Source organism: Hoskinsella mucinilytica (assembly GCF_045223415.1).
GTDB lineage: Bacteria > Bacillota_I > Bacilli_A > Erysipelotrichales > Erysipelotrichaceae > Hoskinsella > Hoskinsella mucinilytica.
In genome coordinates this window covers 1-20,418 of record NZ_JBEQZJ010000039.1, presented here as the reverse complement: position 1 = coordinate 20,418, position 20,418 = coordinate 1, and the positions used below count along the sequence as shown (strand labels likewise).

At 36.2% G+C, this 20,418-nt stretch carries 21 protein-coding genes and 1 other annotated feature; of the genes, 20 read left to right on the top strand and 1 reads right to left on the bottom strand.

Annotated elements, in window-relative coordinates:
* Nucleotides 1–21 precede the first annotated feature (21 nt).
* The 4 genes from UGRO018_RS13735 to UGRO018_RS13720 all read left to right on the top strand — a co-directional run bounded on the left by UGRO018_RS13735 (nt 22) and on the right by UGRO018_RS13720 (nt 4,751).
* Nucleotides 22–936 carry an ROK family protein gene (locus tag UGRO018_RS13735; RefSeq protein WP_416327064.1) on the top strand — a complete coding sequence of 305 codons (915 nt, stop codon included), beginning with the start codon at nt 22–24 and terminating at the stop codon, nt 934–936.
* Entirely contained in the window at nt 933–2,174 is a 1,242-nt protein-coding gene (locus UGRO018_RS13730) for an aminopeptidase (RefSeq protein WP_416327063.1), read from the top strand. Before UGRO018_RS13735 ends, UGRO018_RS13730 begins: the two co-directional genes overlap by 4 nt.
* An 89-nt stretch (nt 2,175–2,263) precedes the next feature.
* On the top strand, nt 2,264–2,821 hold the full coding sequence (locus UGRO018_RS13725; RefSeq protein ID WP_463667568.1) for a LemA family protein: 558 nt from the start codon (nt 2,264–2,266) through the stop codon (nt 2,819–2,821).
* Between the two features lie 43 nt (nt 2,822–2,864).
* Nucleotides 2,865–4,751, top strand: a complete 1,887-nt coding sequence (locus tag UGRO018_RS13720) for a DUF2207 domain-containing protein (RefSeq protein WP_416327062.1) — start codon at nt 2,865–2,867, stop codon at nt 4,749–4,751.
* Between the two features lie 50 nt (nt 4,752–4,801).
* On the opposite strand, the gene UGRO018_RS13715 is transcribed toward UGRO018_RS13720, so the two are convergent.
* Nucleotides 4,802–5,413, bottom strand: a complete 612-nt coding sequence (locus tag UGRO018_RS13715) for a recombinase family protein (protein WP_416327061.1) — start codon at nt 5,411–5,413, stop codon at nt 4,802–4,804.
* Nucleotides 5,414–5,697: 284 nt separating this feature from the next.
* Nucleotides 5,698–5,906: a binding site (T-box leader), on the top strand.
* A gap of 44 nt (nt 5,907–5,950) precedes the next feature.
* Here UGRO018_RS13715 and thrS point away from each other — a divergent pair.
* From thrS to UGRO018_RS13635, 16 genes are all read left to right on the top strand, one after another.
* Nucleotides 5,951–7,684 carry a threonine--tRNA ligase gene (gene thrS / locus UGRO018_RS13710; RefSeq protein WP_416327060.1) on the top strand — a complete coding sequence of 578 codons (1,734 nt, stop codon included), beginning with the start codon at nt 5,951–5,953 and terminating at the stop codon, nt 7,682–7,684.
* A complete protein-coding gene (locus UGRO018_RS13705) occupies nt 7,681–8,598 on the top strand; it encodes a hypothetical protein (protein ID WP_416327059.1) in 918 nt (305 codons plus the stop codon). The genes thrS and UGRO018_RS13705 overlap by 4 nt, the downstream gene beginning before the upstream one ends.
* 11 nt (nt 8,599–8,609) lie before the next feature.
* Entirely contained in the window at nt 8,610–8,999 is a 390-nt protein-coding gene (locus UGRO018_RS13700) for a NifB/NifX family molybdenum-iron cluster-binding protein (protein ID WP_416327058.1), read from the top strand.
* 45 nt (nt 9,000–9,044) lie between these two features.
* Nucleotides 9,045–9,560 carry a GNAT family N-acetyltransferase gene (locus UGRO018_RS13695; protein ID WP_416327057.1) on the top strand — a complete coding sequence of 172 codons (516 nt, stop codon included), beginning with the start codon at nt 9,045–9,047 and terminating at the stop codon, nt 9,558–9,560.
* Nucleotides 9,561–9,829: 269 nt separating this feature from the next.
* A complete protein-coding gene (locus tag UGRO018_RS13690) occupies nt 9,830–10,090 on the top strand; it encodes a GroES family chaperonin (protein ID WP_416327056.1) in 261 nt (86 codons plus the stop codon).
* 18 nt (nt 10,091–10,108) lie between these two features.
* Nucleotides 10,109–11,728, top strand: a complete 1,620-nt coding sequence (groL, locus tag UGRO018_RS13685; RefSeq protein WP_416327055.1) for a chaperonin GroEL — start codon at nt 10,109–10,111, stop codon at nt 11,726–11,728.
* Between the two features lie 88 nt (nt 11,729–11,816).
* Nucleotides 11,817–12,503 carry a response regulator transcription factor gene (locus tag UGRO018_RS13680; protein WP_416327054.1) on the top strand — a complete coding sequence of 229 codons (687 nt, stop codon included), beginning with the start codon at nt 11,817–11,819 and terminating at the stop codon, nt 12,501–12,503.
* Nucleotides 12,504–13,643: a HAMP domain-containing sensor histidine kinase gene (locus UGRO018_RS13675; RefSeq protein WP_416327053.1), complete on the top strand. Its 1,140-nt coding sequence runs from the start codon at nt 12,504–12,506 to the stop codon at nt 13,641–13,643. It abuts the gene before it with no gap.
* Nucleotides 13,644–13,719: 76 nt separating this feature from the next.
* A complete protein-coding gene (locus tag UGRO018_RS13670; protein ID WP_416327052.1) occupies nt 13,720–14,481 on the top strand; it encodes an ABC transporter ATP-binding protein in 762 nt (253 codons plus the stop codon).
* Nucleotides 14,482–14,486: 5 nt separating this feature from the next.
* Nucleotides 14,487–16,808 carry an ABC transporter permease gene (locus UGRO018_RS13665; RefSeq protein ID WP_416327051.1) on the top strand — a complete coding sequence of 774 codons (2,322 nt, stop codon included), beginning with the start codon at nt 14,487–14,489 and terminating at the stop codon, nt 16,806–16,808.
* Between the two features lie 78 nt (nt 16,809–16,886).
* Entirely contained in the window at nt 16,887–17,327 is a 441-nt protein-coding gene (locus UGRO018_RS13660; RefSeq protein ID WP_416327050.1) for a GNAT family N-acetyltransferase, read from the top strand.
* A 31-nt stretch (nt 17,328–17,358) separates the two neighbouring features.
* Nucleotides 17,359–17,991: a hypothetical protein gene (locus UGRO018_RS13655; RefSeq protein WP_416327049.1), complete on the top strand. Its 633-nt coding sequence runs from the start codon at nt 17,359–17,361 to the stop codon at nt 17,989–17,991.
* Nucleotides 17,992–18,015: 24 nt separating this feature from the next.
* Complete coding sequence (locus tag UGRO018_RS13650) at nt 18,016–18,645, top strand: alpha/beta fold hydrolase (RefSeq protein ID WP_416327048.1); 630 nt, start codon at nt 18,016–18,018, stop codon at nt 18,643–18,645.
* Nucleotides 18,646–18,661: 16 nt separating this feature from the next.
* Entirely contained in the window at nt 18,662–19,294 is a 633-nt protein-coding gene (locus UGRO018_RS13645) for a CatA-like O-acetyltransferase, family 2 (RefSeq protein WP_416327047.1), read from the top strand.
* 112 nt (nt 19,295–19,406) lie between these two features.
* On the top strand, nt 19,407–19,952 hold the full coding sequence (locus UGRO018_RS13640) for a PadR family transcriptional regulator (RefSeq protein WP_416327046.1): 546 nt from the start codon (nt 19,407–19,409) through the stop codon (nt 19,950–19,952).
* 1 nt (nt 19,953) lies between these two features.
* Nucleotides 19,954–20,418, top strand: a 465-nt coding sequence (locus UGRO018_RS13635) for a hypothetical protein (RefSeq protein WP_416327045.1), incomplete at its 3' end; no start/stop codon positions are given.

The following is a 20,418-nucleotide window of genomic DNA, read 5'->3' as shown; positions in this document are numbered from 1 at the left end:
TGTAAAAGGAGGAGTTTTTTTATGAAAACGTATATCGGCGTAGATTTAGGTGGTACAAACGTTCGTGTGGCTAAAGTAGATGAGAATGGTAACATTCTTCAAATCGTGAAAGAACCAACGGAAGTAGGCAAAGGCGTACAACACGTTGTAGATAAAATCATTAAATTGATTGAAAGTATCGACGGCTATCAAGAATGTGAAGGTATTGGTATGGGCGTTCCCGGACCAGTGGATACAGTAGAAGGAAAAATGGTACTTGCGACAAATTTGCCTGGGTTCGAAGGATTCCCAATCGCAAAAACGATATCAGATCATTTCCATATTCCAACTTTTGTGGATAACGATGTCAATGTGGCAGGTATGGGAGAAGCGATGCTAGGAGCAGGTAAAGGTCTTCCTATCGTGTACTATGTGACAATTTCCACAGGTATTGGTGGTGCTTTGATCGTAAATGAGCGTGTAGTTGCAGGTAAAAACGGTCATGCTGGTGAGGTAGCAAACATCATCATTGATAGAAACCGTGAAAAGGTAAACTATTTAAATGTCGGAGCTGTAGAAAATGAAGCAAGTGGAACTGCGATTACTAGAAAAGGAAAAGAAATCTTTGGTGATGATGCAATTCAACATGCTGGAGATGTATTCGATCTAGCTAGAAAAGGTGATGAAAAAGCAATCGCACTTTGTGATCAGGTTGCATATGATATTGCGGTTATGTTCTCTGCTATCGCACATGTGGTAGATCCATATGTATTTGTTGTTGGTGGCGGTGTTATGAAAGGAAAAGATGTATTCTTCGATAAAATGGAGGCATACTATAGAACAATGATTCATAAAGGTATGCAAACAGTGGAATTCAAAGAGGCTTTATTAGAAGAACCAGGAATTGTAGGTGCTGCAATGCTACCTAGATCTTATGTAGACAAGGAGAATATATGATAGATCAAAATCGTTTAGAAAAATATGCAGAGCTTGCCATTGTAAAAGGTGTGAATCTGCAAAAGGATCAGATATTGATCATTAATACTAGCATTGATGCAGTTGAAATGACACGTGCTTGTGTGAAATCGGCTTATGAGCACGGAGCAAAACAGGTATTGGTAAATTATAGAGATGAATATACTTCACGTTATGATTTCTTGTATCAAACGGAAGAAACTCTTTGTGATATTCGCAAATGGCAAATTGACAGTAAGTTGGATTATTTAAAAGAAGGCGCATGCGTATTACATATTGTCAGTGATATTCCAGGCATAATGAAAGATGTTCCTGCGGATAAACTTAGCAAACGAAGTATGGCGATGGCATCTGCGAATAAGGAAGCACAAGATTATACAATGGCGAATAAAACACAATGGTGTATTGTAGCTGTTCCAAACAAAGAATGGGCAAAACTTGTTTTCCCTGAATTTGAAGATGATGATGCAGCAGTAGAGGAATTATGGGAACGTATTCTATCTTGTGTTCACGTTACACCGAATAACGATCCAATCGAAGAGTGGACACAGTTAAATGAAAGCTTCCAAAAACGAGTTGATATTTTGAATGGATACCAATTAAAAGAGCTTCATTTTAAAAACAGTTTAGGAACAGACCTTCAAGTGAAATTAGTCGATCGTCATATTTGGGCTGGTGGTTGTGATGTTACCGTTGGAAAAAACATCAGCTTTAATCCAAACATGCCTACGGAGGAAATTTTTACTACACCACATCGAAGTGGTGTGAATGGTAAAGTTGTTGCTAGTAAGCCATTAGATTATAATGGAACCTTGATCAAAGATTTTTGGTTTGTCTTTGAAGATGGTAAGGTTGTAGATTATGATGCCAAAGCAGGGAAAGAAGCTTTGAAGAGCTTAGTGGAATTTGATGAAGGAAGTTGTCGATTAGGAGAAGTAGCGTTGGTTCCTTTTGCATCTCCGATTTCTCAAAGTGGTATTTTATTCTATAATACTTTATTCGATGAAAATGCAAGCTGTCATTTGGCGTTAGGAAGCGCATATCCTGCCAATATTGAGCATGGCACTGAAATGAGCGAAGAAGAGCTTCTTGCTCATGATGTCAATCAATCTTATACACATGTGGATTTCATGTTTGGAAATGAGGATATGGAAGTCATCGGACAATGTGTTGATGGAACAGAGGTATCCATATTCAAAGAAGGAAATTTCGTATTTTAAAAGCAATGTCTATCATTGCTTTTTTGCTTTCTTGCGTTAGAAGCTAAATGATGATATAATCAAAACATTCATCAAAGGAGAGAGATAATATGAAGATTGCAGGTATTGTAATAGCGGTAATTGTTGTTCTGATCATCATTTGGATGATTACGACCTATAACAAATTTATCAAATTACAGAACAAAGTAGAAGAAGGCTTTTCTACAATGGACGTTTATCTAAAGAAACGTTATGATTTGATTCCAAATCTTGTCGAAAGTATCAAAGGATATGCTAAGCATGAATCCGAGACATTGACTAAAGTCATCAGTGCACGTAATATGGCTGTACAAGCACAGACTTTAGATGAGAAAATTCAAGGAGAAAAGAATTTTCAATCCATGTTAGGACCTTTATATGCGATTAGTGAACAATATCCGGATTTAAAGGCGGATCAAAATTTCATGGATCTTCAAAATCAGTTGAAGATGATGGAAGGTGAAATCGCCAATGCAAGAAAGTACTATAATGCGGTATGTGTGAAGTTTAACAATTTGGTAGAAATGTTTCCAAGCAATCTGCTTGCAGGCATCTTTCATTTTGCGAAGAAGCCACTGTATGAGGTTCAAGATGCTTCTGAACGAGAAAATGTAAAGGTCCAATTTTAAGGAATAGCTTAGCTATTCCTTTTTCGAAAGAGAGGGTAAGCAAATGAAAAAATGGAAGATAACGCTTATGCTTTTCTGTTGCTTTGTTCTCATTATCACACCAATCAAGGCAAGAGAAGCATTTGTGATTAATTCAGCTCATATAGAAATGAATGTCCATGAGGATGGAAGTATTGATATCGTTGAGACCTATCAATTAGATTTTTCAGATTATCGCCATGGCTTTTATCGCAATATCCCAACTTCTTATCAACAAACATGGGATATGGATGGTACACCAAAACAAAAGTCTTATTATTTTCCTGTGAGTGCGGTCAGTTGTAGTACGACTTGTTCTTTAGAACAGAATTATGATGGTATTCAGATTAAGCTTGGAGATGCTGATGATACGGTCATTGGAGAACAAAGCTATCAGATTTCCTATCATGTGCAAACAAAGGATCTTGATTTGAATGGTATCCAGATGTTGTATTGGAATTTGATCGGTGATTTCGATACAACCATTAAAAGCTTTTCTTATCGTATTCAAATGCCGAAAGCATTTGATGCTCAACAAGTGTATACCTATACAGGTAAGTATGGAGCATATGGTACCAATCTTACCTATGAAGTGGATGGAAATGTCATTTCTGGAAAGATTAAGACATCAATGATGTCAAATGAAAATGTGACCATTATGGTTCATTTACCAAATGATTATTTTCAATTTCCTGTTCCTAAAAATTATGATGGATGGACTCTTGGTATAATGTTGGTACTTTTATTGATCTGTGGCGTATTGTTTATGCGTTTCGGTAAAGATGATGATATCATCACGACCGTAGAATTCACAGCGCCTGATGGGTTAGATAGTGCAGGTGTCGGCTATGTCATTGATCAATTTGCGGATAACAAGGATATCTTATCGCTACTATTGATTTGGGCAAATGGCGGTTATATTAAAATTTATGATCAAAAGGATGGCTTTCAGTTGGAAAAGATCAAGTCATTGCCTGTGGATGCGAAAGAATACGAAAAAGAATTCTTTTATGCTTTATTTTCTAAAAAAGATTTGGTAGATAAAGAAGATTTGATGAATCAACAGGTTTCCAATGCATTGAATCGTTCCAAACACAAATTATCTAGTTATTTTAGAGTAAAAGAGCGTAGGGTATCCATCGGTGCATCTACTGCAATTCAAGTTCTTATGTTAGGTATGTTAGTGTTACCGCAAATGATGCTAAGTATTGCATGCGGATATGCAAAATATGAAACGATGTTCTTAGTGATTCCGTTTTTAATTCCGATTCCTTTATTGATGATAAGCAGTATCCCTTGGATCTTTATCATGAGAAAGCATCATGCAATGAAGCAATCTACCTTTTATTTGTCTGCGATATTAACCTTGATATTCAATGGCATCTTTTTGATGGCAAATGCAGCCATTCAATGGTTCTTCAACGCAAGCTGGTATATGATCTTATTGGCTCTTCTCACAAGCATTGCGCTGATGATCATGATGATGTTTATGGATAAGCGCAGTAAACAAGGTAATGTATGGTTAGGACAAATATTAGGACTAAAGGAGTTTATCTTAAGTTGTGAAAAGGATCGCATTGAACTATTGGTAAAAGACGATCCATATGCATTCTTTGATATCTTGCCTTATGCCTATGTGTTAGGTGTAAGTGATACCTGGGTCAAAAAATTTGAGGATATTGCCATACCTTATCCATCTTGGTATGAAGGTTATGATGATGGTAGAGTCTTTACTAGTATGCTTTGGTGGAGTCATTTCCATTATTGTTTCCATGATATATCAAAAGCAGCAACCTATGTACCTCAGCCAAAAGGTGGATCTGGTGGAGGATCCTTTGGCTCCGGTGGCTTCGGCGGCGGTGGGGGTTTCTCTGGCGGCGGCTTCGGAGGGGGAGGCGGCGGTAGCTGGTAATAGAAAAAGATTCAAGACATTTCAGTTTTGAATCTTTTTTTTGTCATGGATCAGTCTTGAACCGTTTCTTTATATTCCTTTACTTTTTTATAAAAAGTAGAATACTTTAATCCGGATAATGCAATAGCTTCTTTGCTTTGTAATTCTCCTTTTTCCCAAAGATAAATAATTTCTCCGAAGTCATCAGGAAAATCGATTTTAGGTCTTCCAAAATGTACACCTCTTAATTTTGCGGCACGGATTCCCTCTGCCTGTCGTTGACGAATATTGATTCTTTCATTCTCAGCGACAAAAGATAAAAGCTGCAAGACGATATCACCAATTAAAGTACCAATGAGATCTTTGCTTTGATCAGTATCCAGCAAAGGCATATCCAGAATCTTGATGTCCACGTTTTTTTCTTTTGTGATATATTTCCACTCGTTTAATATTTCATTATAATTTCGCCCTAGTCGATCGATGCTCTTGATGACAAGGAGATCTCCTGGTTTCAATTTTTTATATACAAGCTTATGATAGCTGGGGCGGTTGAAATCCTTTCCACTCAGTTTATCCATATAGATGTATTTCTTATCGATTCCGAAATCAAGAAGTTCCAGATACTGTCTGGCTTCATTTTGATCCTGACTGGATACTCGAACATAACCATACGTTTTTCTCATAATACACCCTCTTTCCTAGTGATGATTATACTAGATTCCTGCTTCGAATTTAAAAGGCAAAATCTGTAAAAAACCACATGAAATAATTCTAACATAAGAATTCCTATAATGTTTCTTTCCTATAATGATTTTTTATAACAAATTTTTACTATTCTGCATGGTAAAATGAATTTTTGGCAATTTTTGCGTATCTATAAAGAAAATGAGCATTTTGAAGAATATCTTTTTAAAAAACGGTGAATGGATTGACATATCTTTTAAAAAGGTGTATAAAATAAAAGTAAATAAAAACGTCGATAAGGATATGAGTATTGGAAAGCTGATGTAGAGAGAAAAGCGGTTGGTGAAAGCTTTTTGAGGTTGCTAATGCTTACTCCCTTGGAGTTGCCCCTGAAAAGGTGTGCCGCATGAAACCTGCGTTAATGGTATAAAGGGCATATTCTATCAGAATATGAACAAAGGTGGTACCGCGTGTAAGACTGACGTCCTTTGAGATTCAGTCTTTTTTTATAGGAAAAATAGGAAGGATGATTGAAAATGATCGATATCAAAGAAAATGAAAAATTAAGTATCATGAACCACTCTTGTGCACATATGATGGCACAGGCTGTCAAACGATTATATCCAAATGCGAAATTTTGGGTCGGACCTGTTATCAGTGAAGGATTCTATTATGACATTGACCTTGGAGATGATGTCATTCGTGATGAAGATTTAGAAAAAATCGAAAAAGAAATGAAAAAGATTGCGAAAGATGGAAAACGCATTGTTCGTAAAGAAATCACCAAAGCTCAAGCGATGGAAATGTTTCAAGATGATCCATATAAAATTGACTTGATTCAAGATTTAGAAGATGGAAACATTACTTGTTATCAACAAGGAGAATTTATTGATCTTTGTCGTGGACCTCATGTAGAAACAGTAAAAGAATTAAAAAACTTTAAGCTATTGAAACATTCTGGTGCTTATTGGAAAGGCGATGCCAACAACAAAATGCTACAGCGTATTTATGGTGTCTGCTTTGATACAAAAGAGGCGTTAGAAGAACATTTACATCTATTAGAAGAAGCAAAGAAACGTGATCATAAAAAACTGGGTAGAGAGTTAGGCTTGTTTATGATGAGTGAATATGCACCTGGTATGCCATTCTTCTTACCAAATGGAATGATCATTCGTAATCTGTTAGAAAATTTTTGGTATGAAGAACATACCAAAGAAGGTTACCAATTTATCAAAACACCGATCATGATGAGCAAAGAATTGTGGGAAGTGAGTGGACATTGGGCGAATTACAAAGAGAACATGTACACTACTATGGTAGATGATCGTGAATTTGCGATCAAACCAATGAATTGTCCTGGTTCATTACTTGTATTTGGTAGCGTCTTACGCTCTTACAAAGAGTTACCACTACGTATGGGAGAATTAGGCCAGGTACATCGTCATGAAGCGAGCGGGGCTTTAAATGGCTTGTTCCGTGTTCGTACCTTCACACAAGATGATGCACATATCTTTATGCGTCCTGATCAGATTGAAAGTGAAGTTATGGAATTGATCAAATTTATTGATCGTGTTTATTCAGTATTCGGATTAAGCTATCGAATCGAACTATCTACACGTCCGGAAAAGAAATACATTGGTGATCTTGCGATTTGGGAAAAGAGTGAAAAGGCACTTGCTGATGCTTGTGTACATGCAGGAAAAGATTATAAAGTCAATCCTGGTGATGGTGCATTCTATGGTCCTAAACTAGATTTCCATATCAAAGATTCTTTAGGAAGAGAATGGCAATGTGGTACCATTCAGTTAGATATGAATTTGCCAGAGCGATTTGATTTAAGCTATGTAGAAAGTGATGGTAGCAAAGTACGTCCTGTTATGTTACATCGAGTGATTTTCGGTTCTATTGAACGTTTCATTGGTATCTTGATCGAGCACTTTGCTGGTCATTTCCCAACTTGGTTATCTCCTGTTCAAACAATGGTCGTTCCCGTTCACTATGAGAAGCATGTCGATTTCGCAAAGGAAATCAATGAAAAGCTGAATGCATTAGGTTTTAGAAGCAAATTAGATGCAAGAAATGAAAAACTGGGGTATCGTATTAGAGAAGCACAGATGCAGAAGATACCTTATCAGTTAGTTATTGGTGATGGCGAAATTGAAAGTCGTAGCGTTACCATTCGTAAAGCGGGAAGTAAAGAATCCAATACGATGCCTCTAGATGAGTTTATCGATATGCTAGCGTGCGAAGTAAAGGAGAAACGTCTATGAAATTTATCAAAACAGCTCTAGCAGCAGCTGTCGCATTGACGATGACTGCATGCTCAACGACAAAAGAAGCAGAATCCATCAAAGTATTGACACCATTAGGGGCACCAAGCTTATCTATGTTGGGGTTATATGGTGATGATTTGGTTACTTTGGAAACGGTGGATGGAAGTGATACACTTCAAGCCGAACTTGCAAAATCAGATGGGGATTATGATATGATCGTTGCACCGATTAATCTTGGCGCAAAAATGATCACAAGTGGAAAAAGCGGTTATACCTTAAGCCATGTGGTAACATGGGGCAATCTTTATCTTGTAGGTACGAATGAGAATGCTTTAAATGAAGAAGGTGTCTTTGCTGTATTCGGAGAAAAAGCAGTACCTCAAATCGTATTGAATGCAAGTATGGATTTATCTGATATCAAAGCAGAAGTACAATACTTCAATTCCGTGAATGATGTACAAGCACAATTGCTTAGTGGCAAAGCAACCGTTGGATTGATGGCAGAGCCTGCCGCAACAGCAACTATTGCGAAAGCAAAAGAAAAAAATTTGAACTTAAGTATGATCAAGGATCTACAAGAAGCTTACAAAACAAAAAACGGATTCACATCTACAGGTTATCCACAGGCTGCCTTATTCGTGAAAAAAGGTAGTGAGGATAAGGTTGCGGATTATATCAAAACGGCATCTGAATTTGCGAATGAAACAGCAAGTAAAGATACTGAAAAAATCAAGTCACAGATAGAGATTGCAACAACGGAAAAGTTGGGGATTCCAAATGCTGAAATCGCTGTGAAAACTTGGGAACGCCAAAATATTCATATCAAAAAAGCAAGTGATGTAAAAAGTGATATTGAAGCATTCTTAAAGCAATTTCATATTGACACAACAGATGAGTTATATACCAAATAGGAGGAAATGATATGAGATATGCAATTACGATGGAACATCATGTCGTGTTCCAACATTTTGGAAAATGTCCATCCTTTCTATTAGTAGATATGGAAGAGCAAACCATTGTGTCTAAACAGATATTATCCAGTGGAGATCGTGGACATGGCGCATTGGCTGATTTGCTTGCTTCTGCAAACGTTTCTGTATTAATTTGCGGTGGTATCGGACAAGGCGCAAGAAATGCCCTTGCAGAAAAGGGAATTCAGATTATTGCCGGACAAAGTGGTAATGTTGACACCATCATTGATAAATTAAAAGATGGAACATTAAAAGATGATCCAAGTGGAAACTGCAACCATCATCATGAACATGAGGATGGACATGATTGCGGAAGCCATGAGGGAGGATGCCATCATTAAAAGTGACTGTGAACTGCAGTCATTTTTTCATAGATGGAGGTACTTATGAGATTGATCACAATAAGTAAAGAGGCGGAGCAATCAATTATGCGTTATCGGCAACTATGCTTTAAATATGGAGAACATTTGATACATGGTAGTGGGGAATTACAGGACTATAGCGATTTTATAAGCTGGTATGAATGGAATAAATTACACGAAAGTGTCAAAACCTTGCCACAGGGAAGAGTATGTTCAAAACAGTTTATGTTCGTGGAAGAAACACAAAACGAAGTCATAGGTATGCTAAATCTTCGATTATCCTTAAATGATTATTTGATGCAATATGGAGGTCATATCGGTTATAGTATACGACCAGATCAAAGAGGGCATGGCTATGCTAAAGAAATGCTTGCTATGGGATTGAATGTTTGTAAAAGCATGGATCTACATCGTGTATTACTAGTTTGTAATAAAAACAACATCGCAAGTGCGAAGACCATAAAAGCGTGTCATGGCATCTTGGAAAATGAAATACAAGATCATAAAGATGTACTACAACGTTATTGGATATCTTTGTAATAAAAGTGATGCTCCCTGATTTTGTAAATGATTTTATTGACGAAGCTTATCTATAAGTGACATCATTGATACATTCTTGAAATAACATTGGCTTTTCTATCATAAGATAAAGTAGTTCTTTTCACTTAGAGCAAGCTATATAAAGTACATTTTAAACTTTTGAAACTTTTTTTAGCAATCCTATTGCCAAAGTGCTAAAATTGAGTATAATATAATGTGTTAGCAGTTATGAACTGTGAGTGCTAAAATGATGAAGGAGGTATTTTGAGATGTTGAAACCATTACACAAGAACGTCATTTTAAAGAAGGATGAAGTAGAAAAGAAAACCGCAAGTGGTATTATTTTAACGGAGGCTAATAAGAACCAGCCAAGTATCGCTACTGTAGTAGCTGTTGGTCCAGACAGTGAAGCAGAGATCAAAGAACATGATCGTGTTGTTTATAAAGAATATTCTGGAACCAAAGTAGAAGTAGATGAAGTTGAATATATCATCATCGAAGATGAAGATATCTTAGCTGTTATGGCTTAATCAAGGAGGTAATGGAACATGGCAAAAGAAGTTCGTTTTTCAAAAGATGCAAGAGATGCAATGCTAAAGGGTGTGAATACACTAGCTGATGCAGTACGTGTTACCCTTGGACCAAAAGGACGTAATGTTGTATTAGAAAAAGAATACGGTTCACCACTTATTACAAATGATGGGGTTAGTATTGCGAAAGAAATTGAATTAGAAGATAAATTTGAAAACATGGGTGCTAAACTTGTTTATGAAGTAGCTAATAAAACAAATGATACTGCCGGTGATGGTACAACAACAGCAACCATTCTGGCACAAAGCATGATCAGCAATGGTCTTCGTCAAGTTGAAAAAGGCGCAAACCCTGTTTTGATGAGAGAAGGTATTGAGTATGCCAGCAAAGAAGTAGCAAAACATATTCTAGAAAAATCTCGTAAAGTTGAAACTAGCAACGATATTGCAAGTGTTGCTGCAATTTCAAGTGGTAGCAAGGAAATCGGTGATATCATTGCGGAGGCTATGGAAAAAGTCGGTAGAAATGGTGTCATTTCAGTTGATGAATCTAATGGCTTTGATACTGAACTGGAAATCAGTGAAGGTATGCAGTATGACAAAGGATACGTTTCTCCATACATGGTAAGTGATCATGAAAAAATGGAAGCTGTATTGGAAAATGCATTCGTATTGGTAACAGATCAGAAAATCAGCAATGTACAGGAAATCTTACCATTATTGGAACAGGTTTTACAGGCAAACAAACCATTGTTGATCATCGCTGATGATATTGAAAATGAAGTAGTATCTACTTTAGTTGTGAATAAATTACGTGGTACATTTAATGTTGTCGCAACCAAAGCTCCTGGATTTGGCGATAATCAAAAAGACATCTTACAGGATATCGCAACGTTAACAAATGCAACTTTCTATTCTAAAGATCTAAGTATGGATCTAAAAGAAATGAAGGTAGAAGATTTGGGTACTGTGAAGAAAGTTGTTGTTACAAAAGATAATACGACAATGATCGGTGGTGCTGGTGAAAAAGCAGCAATCGATGCTCGTATTGCTGAAGTAAGTGCACAGATGGAAAACTGCAAGAGCGATTATGATAAAAAACGTTATGCAGAACGTCTTGGTAAATTAAGTGATGGTGTCGCTATCATCAAAGTGGGAGCTACTACAGAAGCAGAATTGAAAGAAAAGAAATTACGTATCGAAGATGCTTTGAATGCAACACGTGCAGCAGTTGCTGAAGGTATCGTTATCGGTGGTGGTGCTGCTCTAGTAGAAGCATACAAAGCATTAAAAGATGAATTGAAATCTGATGTTGTAGATGTACAAAAAGGTATCAAAGTTGTCTTTGATGCATTGTTATCACCAATTGAACAAATTGCTGAAAACGCAGGTTACAACGCAGAAGAAGTAGTAGAAGCACAGAAGCACGCAGAAGAGAATGTTGGTTTCGATGCTAAGAACGGTGTATGGGTCAACATGTTTGATGAAGGTATCATTGATCCTACTAAGGTAACAAGAAGTGCATTATTGAATGCCGCAAGTATTTCAGCATTGTTCTTGACAACAGAAGCTGGTGTTGCAGCTATCAAAGAAGATGCTCCAGCAATGCCTCCAATGCCACAAGGTGGAATGTATTAATCAAGATTGAAGCAGGTTTTCGTTTAGAAAGCCTGTTTTTTTTCGACACTTCCTGTATAATGTTTCCTATAAAGGATGGAACAGCGTTATGAAAAAAATTCTAATCATAGAGGATGACTTAGATCTTGCGATGATCACAAAAGATATGTTAACAGCTTACACATATCAAGTAGATATCGTATCCTCTTGCCAACAAGCATTTCAACAATTGACCAAGGAATCTTATCATTTGATTTTACTTGATGTTAATTTACCAGATGGTACAGGCTTTGACTTATGTAAGGAGCTACGTTTGGTGAGTCAGGTTCCGGTTATTTTTGCAAGTGCAAGAAATAGAGAAGAGGATAAGATCGAAGGCTTGGATCTTGGAGGCGATGATTATCTAGAAAAGCCATATTCCTTAAAAGAACTTCTTTCTAGAATAAAGGCACTGATACGTCGTACATATGGTGATGAACAACAGATGGTGTATCAAGTTCGTGATCTTATCATTGATAATGGTAATCGTATCGTAAAAAAAGGAAATACCCTACTAAAATTATCGTTAAAAGAATATGATGTACTTTTGTATTTTTGTACACATCCTAATCAAACCATCACCAAAGAAACATTGCTACATGAGATTTGGGGAATGTTTTCGGAAACAGAAATTGCAACCGTTGCGGTGCATGTAAGGTGGTTAAGAGAAAAGCTGGAACAAGATCCCGCAAAGCCAAAACTCATTCAAACCGTTTGGGGAATAGGATATCGTTTTTGCCCAGAGGAGGAGCAATAAATGGCAAGGCGAGTCCAAAAGCATCTGTTATACATGACCATAGGTTATCTGATTCTAATGATCAGCTATACAATGTATATGCCAAGTAAACTTCATGAATCTAAACTACCGGAGCTGGTAGTGCTAAATGAGGTTGAACAATTAACCAAACAAGCAGATGGAAAGAGTGCAGCTCAATCACAGATCAATGAATTAAAACATCTGTTAAAAAATAAAGAAAGGAATACAACAGATCATACAGCGAATATTTATGGGTATCTTATGATTAGTATGGGATATGTTATCTTTATGTTTGTTTATATGAATATAAAGATATTACGCCCTTTTCATGTGATGGAAGCTTATACACAAGAAATCGCCAAAGGGAATTTGAATATCAGCTTACCTTATGAACGTTCTAACTTTTTTGGTTCTTTTACATGGGCGTTTGATCATATGAGAAAAGAAATCCAACATGCACGTCAAAATGAGGCCAAGGCCATACAAGATCAAAAAACCGTAATTGCCAGTTTATCACATGATATCAAAACACCAATTGCATCGATACGTGCCTATGCAGAAGGATTAGAAGCGGGATTAGATGATTGTTATGAAAAAAAGGAGCGATATCTTCAAGTCATTATGAAAAAATGTGATGAGGTAACTAGATTGACAAATGATTTGATGCAACATGCACAAGCAGAATTGCATCAATTGGATATGCGCCCACAACCTTGTTCTATGAAACCATGTTTAGAAAAGCTTTTGACTGATTTGGCTTATCCTCAAATTATCGTTTCGCATCCTTTCGAAGATGCAATTCTTTGGATCGATCAAAAAAGAATGGCACAAGTATTAGAAAATATCATTAGCAATGCAAGAAAATATGCACCTGATACTAAGATTTTAATATGGACATCACAAAACAATACACAGTATGAAATCCATATAAAAGATCATGGGATGGGGATTCCACCACAGGATATGCCTTTCATCTTTGATAAGTTTTATCGAGGTAGTAATGCAGTTGATCAAGAAGGCTCAGGGCTAGGTCTTTATATTGTTTCCTACATTTTAAAACAAATGAATGCCACTATTTCGTTACAACAAAAGGATGGTTTAGAGGTTATTCTTTCATTTGAGAAAAAAGAAGTGTTATGATGACACTTCTTTTCCTCTCTTAAAGATTTCTTAAAAACTTTTTTGTTATAACTATCTTGTCACAAGGAGGAAACATATGAAAAAAGTCATGATCAAAGCAGACAGTGTCTGTAAAAGTTTTGTAAACCATGGGAATCAAAATCATGTATTGGATATGATTGATTTAGATATCTATGAACAGGATTTTACCGTAATTATGGGATCATCGGGAGCAGGTAAATCTACATTGTTATATGTATTAAGTGCAATGGATCGACCGACCTCTGGTACGATACGATATCTTGATATGGAAATCAGTATCGGAAAGGAGAAAGAACTTGCCAATATTCGTGCAAATGAATTTGGCTTTGTCTTTCAACAAACCCATTTGGTTAGTAATTTGACCTTGTTTGAAAATGTTGTCGTAACAGGTTATCTAAACAAAAAGAAACGACCTAAGGAAATCAGAGAACGAGCAGAAATGCTTTTGAAACAAATGAATGTCGGTGATGCATCTCATCGTCTTCCTTTTCAGGTTTCAGGAGGAGAGGCACAACGTGCAGCGATCGCCAGAGCGATGATCAATGAACCCGGTATTTTATTCGCAGATGAACCTACAGGGGCTCTAAATAAGCGTAATTCTGAGGATGTATTGAATTTATTGACAAAGTTAAATGAACAAGGTCAAAGTATCGTCATGGTAACACATGATTTACATGCGGCGATTCGTGCCACACGTTTATTATATCTTGAAGATGGAAAAATCTTAGATGAAATGCGTTTGCCGGCTTTTGAAGAGAGTATGAGCAGAAATCGAGAAACTCAGGTAACTGCTTGGTTGACCTCTTTGGCATGGTGAAAAGCATGATGAGAACGATGATGTTGATAAAAGCAAATATGAAACGACAAAGAGGTAGTATGATCGGTATCTTTACATTTATGTTTTTGATCTCTATTTCTTTTTGTGCGGTCATTGCTTTTTGGAATAATGCAAAGGTATATGAAACAGAACAGCTCATGCGACTTGGTTATGGTGATATTACGCAATGGTGTGCAAATGTCAAAGATGAAGAAGCTTTACTACAACAAATCAAAGGCTTGAAAGAGGTACGTAAAGTAGAAGAGGAACAGCTTATTTTTGCTTCAGATATCAGAGATGAAACCACCATCCTTGCTGCATATGCAAAAAAATATGCAATCTATCGTGAAGATCATGCAGGTTTTTTATCAAATGCACAAGAGCCATCAAAACAAGAGGTGTACTTACCTATTGCTTTGGCAAATGAACAGCATCTTGAAATCGGTGATACATGGAACATCCAATGGAATGATAAAGATAGTAGAACCTATCGGATCAAAGGCTTTTTTGAGGATCCGATCATGGGTAGTAGTGTCATGGGGATCAAGACGATTTTGATGAATCCTCAGGAAACAGAAGAGTTAAGACAATTGGCGTTACACGGGGAAACAGATACCTTGATTGCTGGAAACGCATATCATCTTTTTCAACAGGAAGATACGACGCTGACATCAAATGAATTTCAAAGCATCCTAAATGAACAAACCGATTTGAAAAACAATACCCTATTTTCTTATAGCGATGACACCGTACTTGGATTTATGCTTATTATGCAGGAAATGTTTTCTGGTTTCCTCTTACTCTTTGTGATGATTCTTTTGGGAGTTGCCATGCTTGTTTTAGGCCATAGCATTTCCAGTAGCATTGATCAAGATTATGTGGATATGGGAATTTTGAAAGCGGTTGGATTTTCTAATCATAAATTAAGGTCTTATATGATGATGCAATATGGACTCATTGTGTTGATTCCGTTATTGATGGGTATGCCGGCTTCTGCTTTTGTTGTTCGTTTTATCAATCAGATTACGGTACCTTCCACAGGTATTTTAATTCCATCCACCCTTCCTATGATTCTTTGTAGTATGGTCATACTGTCCATATTGTTCCTAGTACTTAGTTTTATTTTTATAAAAACGAGAAAGCTTGTTCGTATCACTCCACTTTCAGCCATTCGTGGAGGGCAAAGTGATGTCTATTTTCACAGTAGAATCAGAATCGCTATCTTTCCTTTTCCATTGAGTATAAGTTTGGCATTACGTCAATTGATATCAGGTAAAAAACAATATTTCAGTGCAGGTATTGTTTCTGCGCTTCTTGTTTTCTTTTTATCCTTTACAACAGGCTTTGGCAATTGGATCGGTCCCAATGGAGAAGGTTTGATTCAATCCTTTTCAGCTGCCCCCGCAGATTTTGATGTTACGATTTTAGATACGACATCAGCAAATGAAATCATACAAAAGGTTCAAACAATAGCTCCTTTAGAACATACATTTGAATTTATCAATGTCAAAGGAGAAGTCAATCATGTAAATTACATATTGAATGTAATATCTGAACCTGATTACTATCAACTGTTGGAAGGAAGAACTTGTCGTTATGATAATGAAATCGTTTTGACTGAATTTATTGCCGAAGAATTGGGTGTATCGATCGGTGATGAAGTAAAGGTAAGTTATGAGGGAAAACAAGAGAACTACCTTATCACCGGTATCAATCAATGTGCCAATGATATGGGAGGCAATATCAGTATGAATAAGGCAGGATTTCAGCGATTAACAAAAAAGGATCTTCCCATGGAAATCTGCTTTTCTTTAAAAGATGCTACACAAAAAGAAGATGTAATGAAACAGCTACAACATGTTTATCAAGATCGCATTCAAGTGAGTGATAATTCTTGGTCAGGTGTTGATCAAGTACTAGCGGTAATGTCCGCATTGGAAATCTTTCTCTATGTTATCGTGATGTTCTTTATCTTAGTTGTAATATTGATGACCGGTAGTAAAATGCTATATAGGGAACAACAAGATATGGGTATTTATAAATCATTGGGTTTTTCTTCCCAAAGGTTACAACTTGCATTTGCACTTCGTTTTGCGATAACAGCACTGCTTGGCGCATTTATCGGGATATTGCTTAGTTTTGGATTATCCGATTGGATTGCCTCACAGTTTTTGCGTTTGATCGGTATCAGCGTATATCAATCACAACAAGACTTCACACAGTTGTTATTTCCAGTAGTACTTGTGGTTTGTTTGTTCTTTTTATTTGCATATCTGGAAGCATATAAGATCAAGAAGGTAGAAGCGATTCTTTTGATTCAAGAATAGGAAACATATTGTGTTATATGGTAAGGCATGTTACACTAACCATATCATTCATTGAGATATAACAAAGAGGTGAATAAGATGCAAGATATTTCCATCAAACGTATCCATAACCCTAAAGCAGGAATATCCTTAGTATGGGAAGTGTTTTTAGAATATGAAGCACCTGATTATGCTGAAGAAGGAATCAAAGAATTTTATCATAGTATTCATGATGAAGCCTTTTTGCAACAGCTATGTATGTATGGTGCATTTCTTGATGAAATGTTGGTTGGAGTGATTGCTACTCGAAAGGAAGGTTCGCATATTGCATTATGTTTTGTAGATGGAACCTATCACAAACAAGGAATCGGAAGAAAGCTTTTCCAAACGGTGAAATCAAATTGTAATACAGATAAAATGACGGTGAATGCATCACCTTTTGCAGTTTCATTTTATACAAAAATGGGATTCATCCAAATAGATAAAGAACAAATTGTAAATGGTATTAGATTTACACCTATGGAATTATGTTTATTCTGATATGGTACGATTTTTATGATGGAGGTAGATCATGGTAGTATTTCAGCATTTTAAAAAAGAAAAGAAAGTAAAGGATCATAGCGGTATCTGTCAAGAGCCGGATGCACCTATTCCATTTGGGACAAAAATGTCTTGGTTGGTCTTGAAAGAAAAAGATCCTAATGTAGTGTTAAATAAACTTCATTGTACCAATGTCTTAAAGAGTAACTGGAACAGTGCTTTTACTTATATGCAAGATAGGAATCTAATATTTGTAACACCATGCTTTGATGGCTATGTTCTTGTAATAAATTTTGATGCGCCATTAGAAAATAATGAACTCTTACAAAATATCGCAATGGATTTTGAAGAAATCCAATTCTTTTCCACACATAGAGTGGTAGAGTTGTCATGTTGGATAAAATACGTAAACGGAAAGTTAGTGCGTAGCTTTTATTATATCGGAGATCAAGGAGAAATCATTTCAAATGAAGGAGCCTTAACAAAAGAAGAACAAGAAGTAGGATTGAGCTTATCCTCTTTTGATTTAGAGAACTATGATGAACATATCGTTTATCCTGATGAAGATGTTGTAAATGAACTTGCCGGTAAATGGGGTGTGCATCCTTTCTTAGAAAACTATCAAGAAACGAAATCAACAGGCTTTCTATGTGATATCAAATAAAATGTATCTTATTGTGGAGGTTATATGAAACATATTTTAATTCATGGGTTAGGACAAGATGATCAAAGCTGGAATCCAATCAAAACACTTTTAAATGAAAAAAACATGGAGGTCGTATGTCCTAATTTATTTCAGATGACAAGTCAGGATGGAATGGATTATAAAACGATATACCAGGCTTTTCGTCAATTTTGTAATTGTCAAGAAGGTAAAGTGGATTTATGTGGGTTATCTTTAGGTGGCATATTGGCATTAGATTATGTATCGGAATATCCAGAGAAAGTAAATTCTATCATTTTGATAGGTACACCATATGAAATACCAAAACATCTCTTTCAAATACAAACTATGATTTTTCGTTTCATGCCAAAGGCAACATTTAAAACTATGGGTTGTTCTAAAGAGGCGGTTATCGCATTACTTCATTCCATGGAAACCTTGGATATCAAACATAAATTGGATCGCATACATTGTAAAAGTTTGATTTTGTGTGGTAAGAAAGATAAGGTGAACATGAAAAGTGCGGAATTGTTACATCAACACATCAAAGAAAGTGACTTTATCATAGTGGATGATGCTTCGCATGAAGTGAATAAGGATAATCCAAAAAAACTTTCTAAGATCATTTATAACTTCTGGAAAGATGAGCAATAACAGGAAGGAGAACAGCATGAGTGCAAGAGAAATAGATCCTAAACAGACGACAAGAGCTTCTGCATATGAACTATGGATGAAAGCCTTGAATCCTATGGTCACCCTTTTTAAAACGTATGATGTAATGCCACTAATTCAAGTAAGCAAACGTCATGGTTTGAAATTTAACATGTTATTAGATTACTGTATTGGAAAAGCAGCAATGTCTGTCAAAGAATTTTATATATTGCCTGTAGGTGATAAACTGATGAAATATGATCGAATTGCGATCAATACGATCGTTGAAAATAAAGAGAAAGAGGTCAGTTCTTGCGATATTGCATTTACAGATGACCTTGAAACGTTCCATGCGGATTATCTTCGTTATACAAAAGAGGTACATGATACTTGTATTGATCATGATTTATCAAAAGAGTATATGGTCATAGGTACTTCTGCTATTGTGAATGTCGAATTAGATGGGGCTGTAGGTATGAATAGTGGTATTTTCCATAATCCTTTCTTGATTTGGGGTAAATATCATATCGAGGGCAATCAGGCACGTTTGCCGATTTCATTTCAATTCCATCATACACAAATGGATGGGTTACATGCAGGAAAATTCTTAAAAAACTTAGAAGATGAAATTGCGAATATAACGATTTCATAGATAAAGTAAAAACAAGATGAACGTATGTCTTGTTTTTTTTCCTCGAAAAACAAATGGTATTATATATCAGTCTGATATATAATAAACATATCAGAAAGCAGGGAATACACAAATGGCAACAGAAAAGAAATTAGATTGTGTCATACTCGGATTATTGGCACATGAGGATTTGACCGGATATGAAATTAAGAAAAGGATGGATACTACGCTACATTATTTTTGGAGTGCAAGTTATGGCAGTATCTATCCAACCTTAAAAGAACTCCTTTCCCAAGACTTTGTGGATGTGCGAGAGGAAACAAAACAGGGGAGAAAGAAACAGATTTATCATATGACAAGCTTAGGCAGTAATTATCTGAAAGAATGGCTTTCTAAGCCGGTTCTCAAAGATGAACTACGCTATGAAACTTTATTGAAATTATTTTTTGGAAAAGAAGTGGGGAAAGAACAAACATTACAACATATTACAGCTTTTCAACAACATATTCAATCCGAATTGCCTTATCTGTATATGGCAAAAAAGACACTCACATCCTACATCTCAGATGATGAAACACATCGGTATTATTTATTAACTGTAGAATTTGGTATACAAAGTTATGAGGCTTATCTAAGATGGTGTAAAACAGCATGCAATGTTTTGAAAGGAGTGAATTGAGATGACCTTACATTTTGGCTTTTCCTATATAGGATTTCTCTATTTATTGATGTTGATGATTCCCAATCTGATCTGGGTGAAAAGAAAACCTCAACACTATGATCAAAACAATGAATCAAAAGTTTTGCTGGGATTTGAGCGAGTCGGGGAGGTGTTGGTAAGTTGTTGTGCGATCGTTTTTACCGATTTTAATTTCCATGGCATTCAGGTTGATCTGATTTGGTTGATCTTATCTTTTATCATCATGCTAGCATATCTTTATTGGTGGTATCGTTATTTTCATAGCCCACGTACTTTATCCGATTTCTATCAACCACTAGGCTTTGTTCCAGTGGCAGGGGCAACACTTCCGATCATTGCATTTTTCCTGTTGGGAATCTATGGAAAACATCTCTTGATGCTCATTTCTGTTGTGATTTTAGGAATAGGACATATCGGTATTCATTTACAACATCTAAAGGAAATA

Bases quoted from the DNA above. Each gene is read 5' to 3' on its own strand.
- UGRO018_RS13735 (WP_416327064.1), top strand. From the start codon at position 22: ATGAAAACGTATATCGGCGTAGATTTAGGTGGTACAAACGTTCGTGTG.
- UGRO018_RS13730 (WP_416327063.1), top strand. From the start codon at position 933: ATGATAGATCAAAATCGTTTAGAAAAATATGCAGAGCTTGCCATTGTA.
- UGRO018_RS13725 (WP_463667568.1), top strand. From the start codon at position 2,264: ATGAAGATTGCAGGTATTGTAATAGCGGTAATTGTTGTTCTGATCATC.
- UGRO018_RS13720 (WP_416327062.1), top strand. From the start codon at position 2,865: ATGAAAAAATGGAAGATAACGCTTATGCTTTTCTGTTGCTTTGTTCTC.
- UGRO018_RS13715 (WP_416327061.1), bottom strand. From the start codon at position 5,413: ATGAGAAAAACGTATGGTTATGTTCGAGTATCCAGTCAGGATCAAAAT.
- thrS (WP_416327060.1), top strand. From the start codon at position 5,951: ATGATCGATATCAAAGAAAATGAAAAATTAAGTATCATGAACCACTCT.
- UGRO018_RS13705 (WP_416327059.1), top strand. From the start codon at position 7,681: ATGAAATTTATCAAAACAGCTCTAGCAGCAGCTGTCGCATTGACGATG.
- UGRO018_RS13700 (WP_416327058.1), top strand. From the start codon at position 8,610: ATGAGATATGCAATTACGATGGAACATCATGTCGTGTTCCAACATTTT.
- UGRO018_RS13695 (WP_416327057.1), top strand. From the start codon at position 9,045: ATGAGATTGATCACAATAAGTAAAGAGGCGGAGCAATCAATTATGCGT.
- UGRO018_RS13690 (WP_416327056.1), top strand. From the start codon at position 9,830: ATGTTGAAACCATTACACAAGAACGTCATTTTAAAGAAGGATGAAGTA.
- groL (WP_416327055.1), top strand. From the start codon at position 10,109: ATGGCAAAAGAAGTTCGTTTTTCAAAAGATGCAAGAGATGCAATGCTA.
- UGRO018_RS13680 (WP_416327054.1), top strand. From the start codon at position 11,817: ATGAAAAAAATTCTAATCATAGAGGATGACTTAGATCTTGCGATGATC.
- UGRO018_RS13675 (WP_416327053.1), top strand. From the start codon at position 12,504: ATGGCAAGGCGAGTCCAAAAGCATCTGTTATACATGACCATAGGTTAT.
- UGRO018_RS13670 (WP_416327052.1), top strand. From the start codon at position 13,720: ATGAAAAAAGTCATGATCAAAGCAGACAGTGTCTGTAAAAGTTTTGTA.
- UGRO018_RS13665 (WP_416327051.1), top strand. From the start codon at position 14,487: ATGATGAGAACGATGATGTTGATAAAAGCAAATATGAAACGACAAAGA.
- UGRO018_RS13660 (WP_416327050.1), top strand. From the start codon at position 16,887: ATGCAAGATATTTCCATCAAACGTATCCATAACCCTAAAGCAGGAATA.
- UGRO018_RS13655 (WP_416327049.1), top strand. From the start codon at position 17,359: ATGGTAGTATTTCAGCATTTTAAAAAAGAAAAGAAAGTAAAGGATCAT.
- UGRO018_RS13650 (WP_416327048.1), top strand. From the start codon at position 18,016: ATGAAACATATTTTAATTCATGGGTTAGGACAAGATGATCAAAGCTGG.
- UGRO018_RS13645 (WP_416327047.1), top strand. From the start codon at position 18,662: ATGAGTGCAAGAGAAATAGATCCTAAACAGACGACAAGAGCTTCTGCA.
- UGRO018_RS13640 (WP_416327046.1), top strand. From the start codon at position 19,407: ATGGCAACAGAAAAGAAATTAGATTGTGTCATACTCGGATTATTGGCA.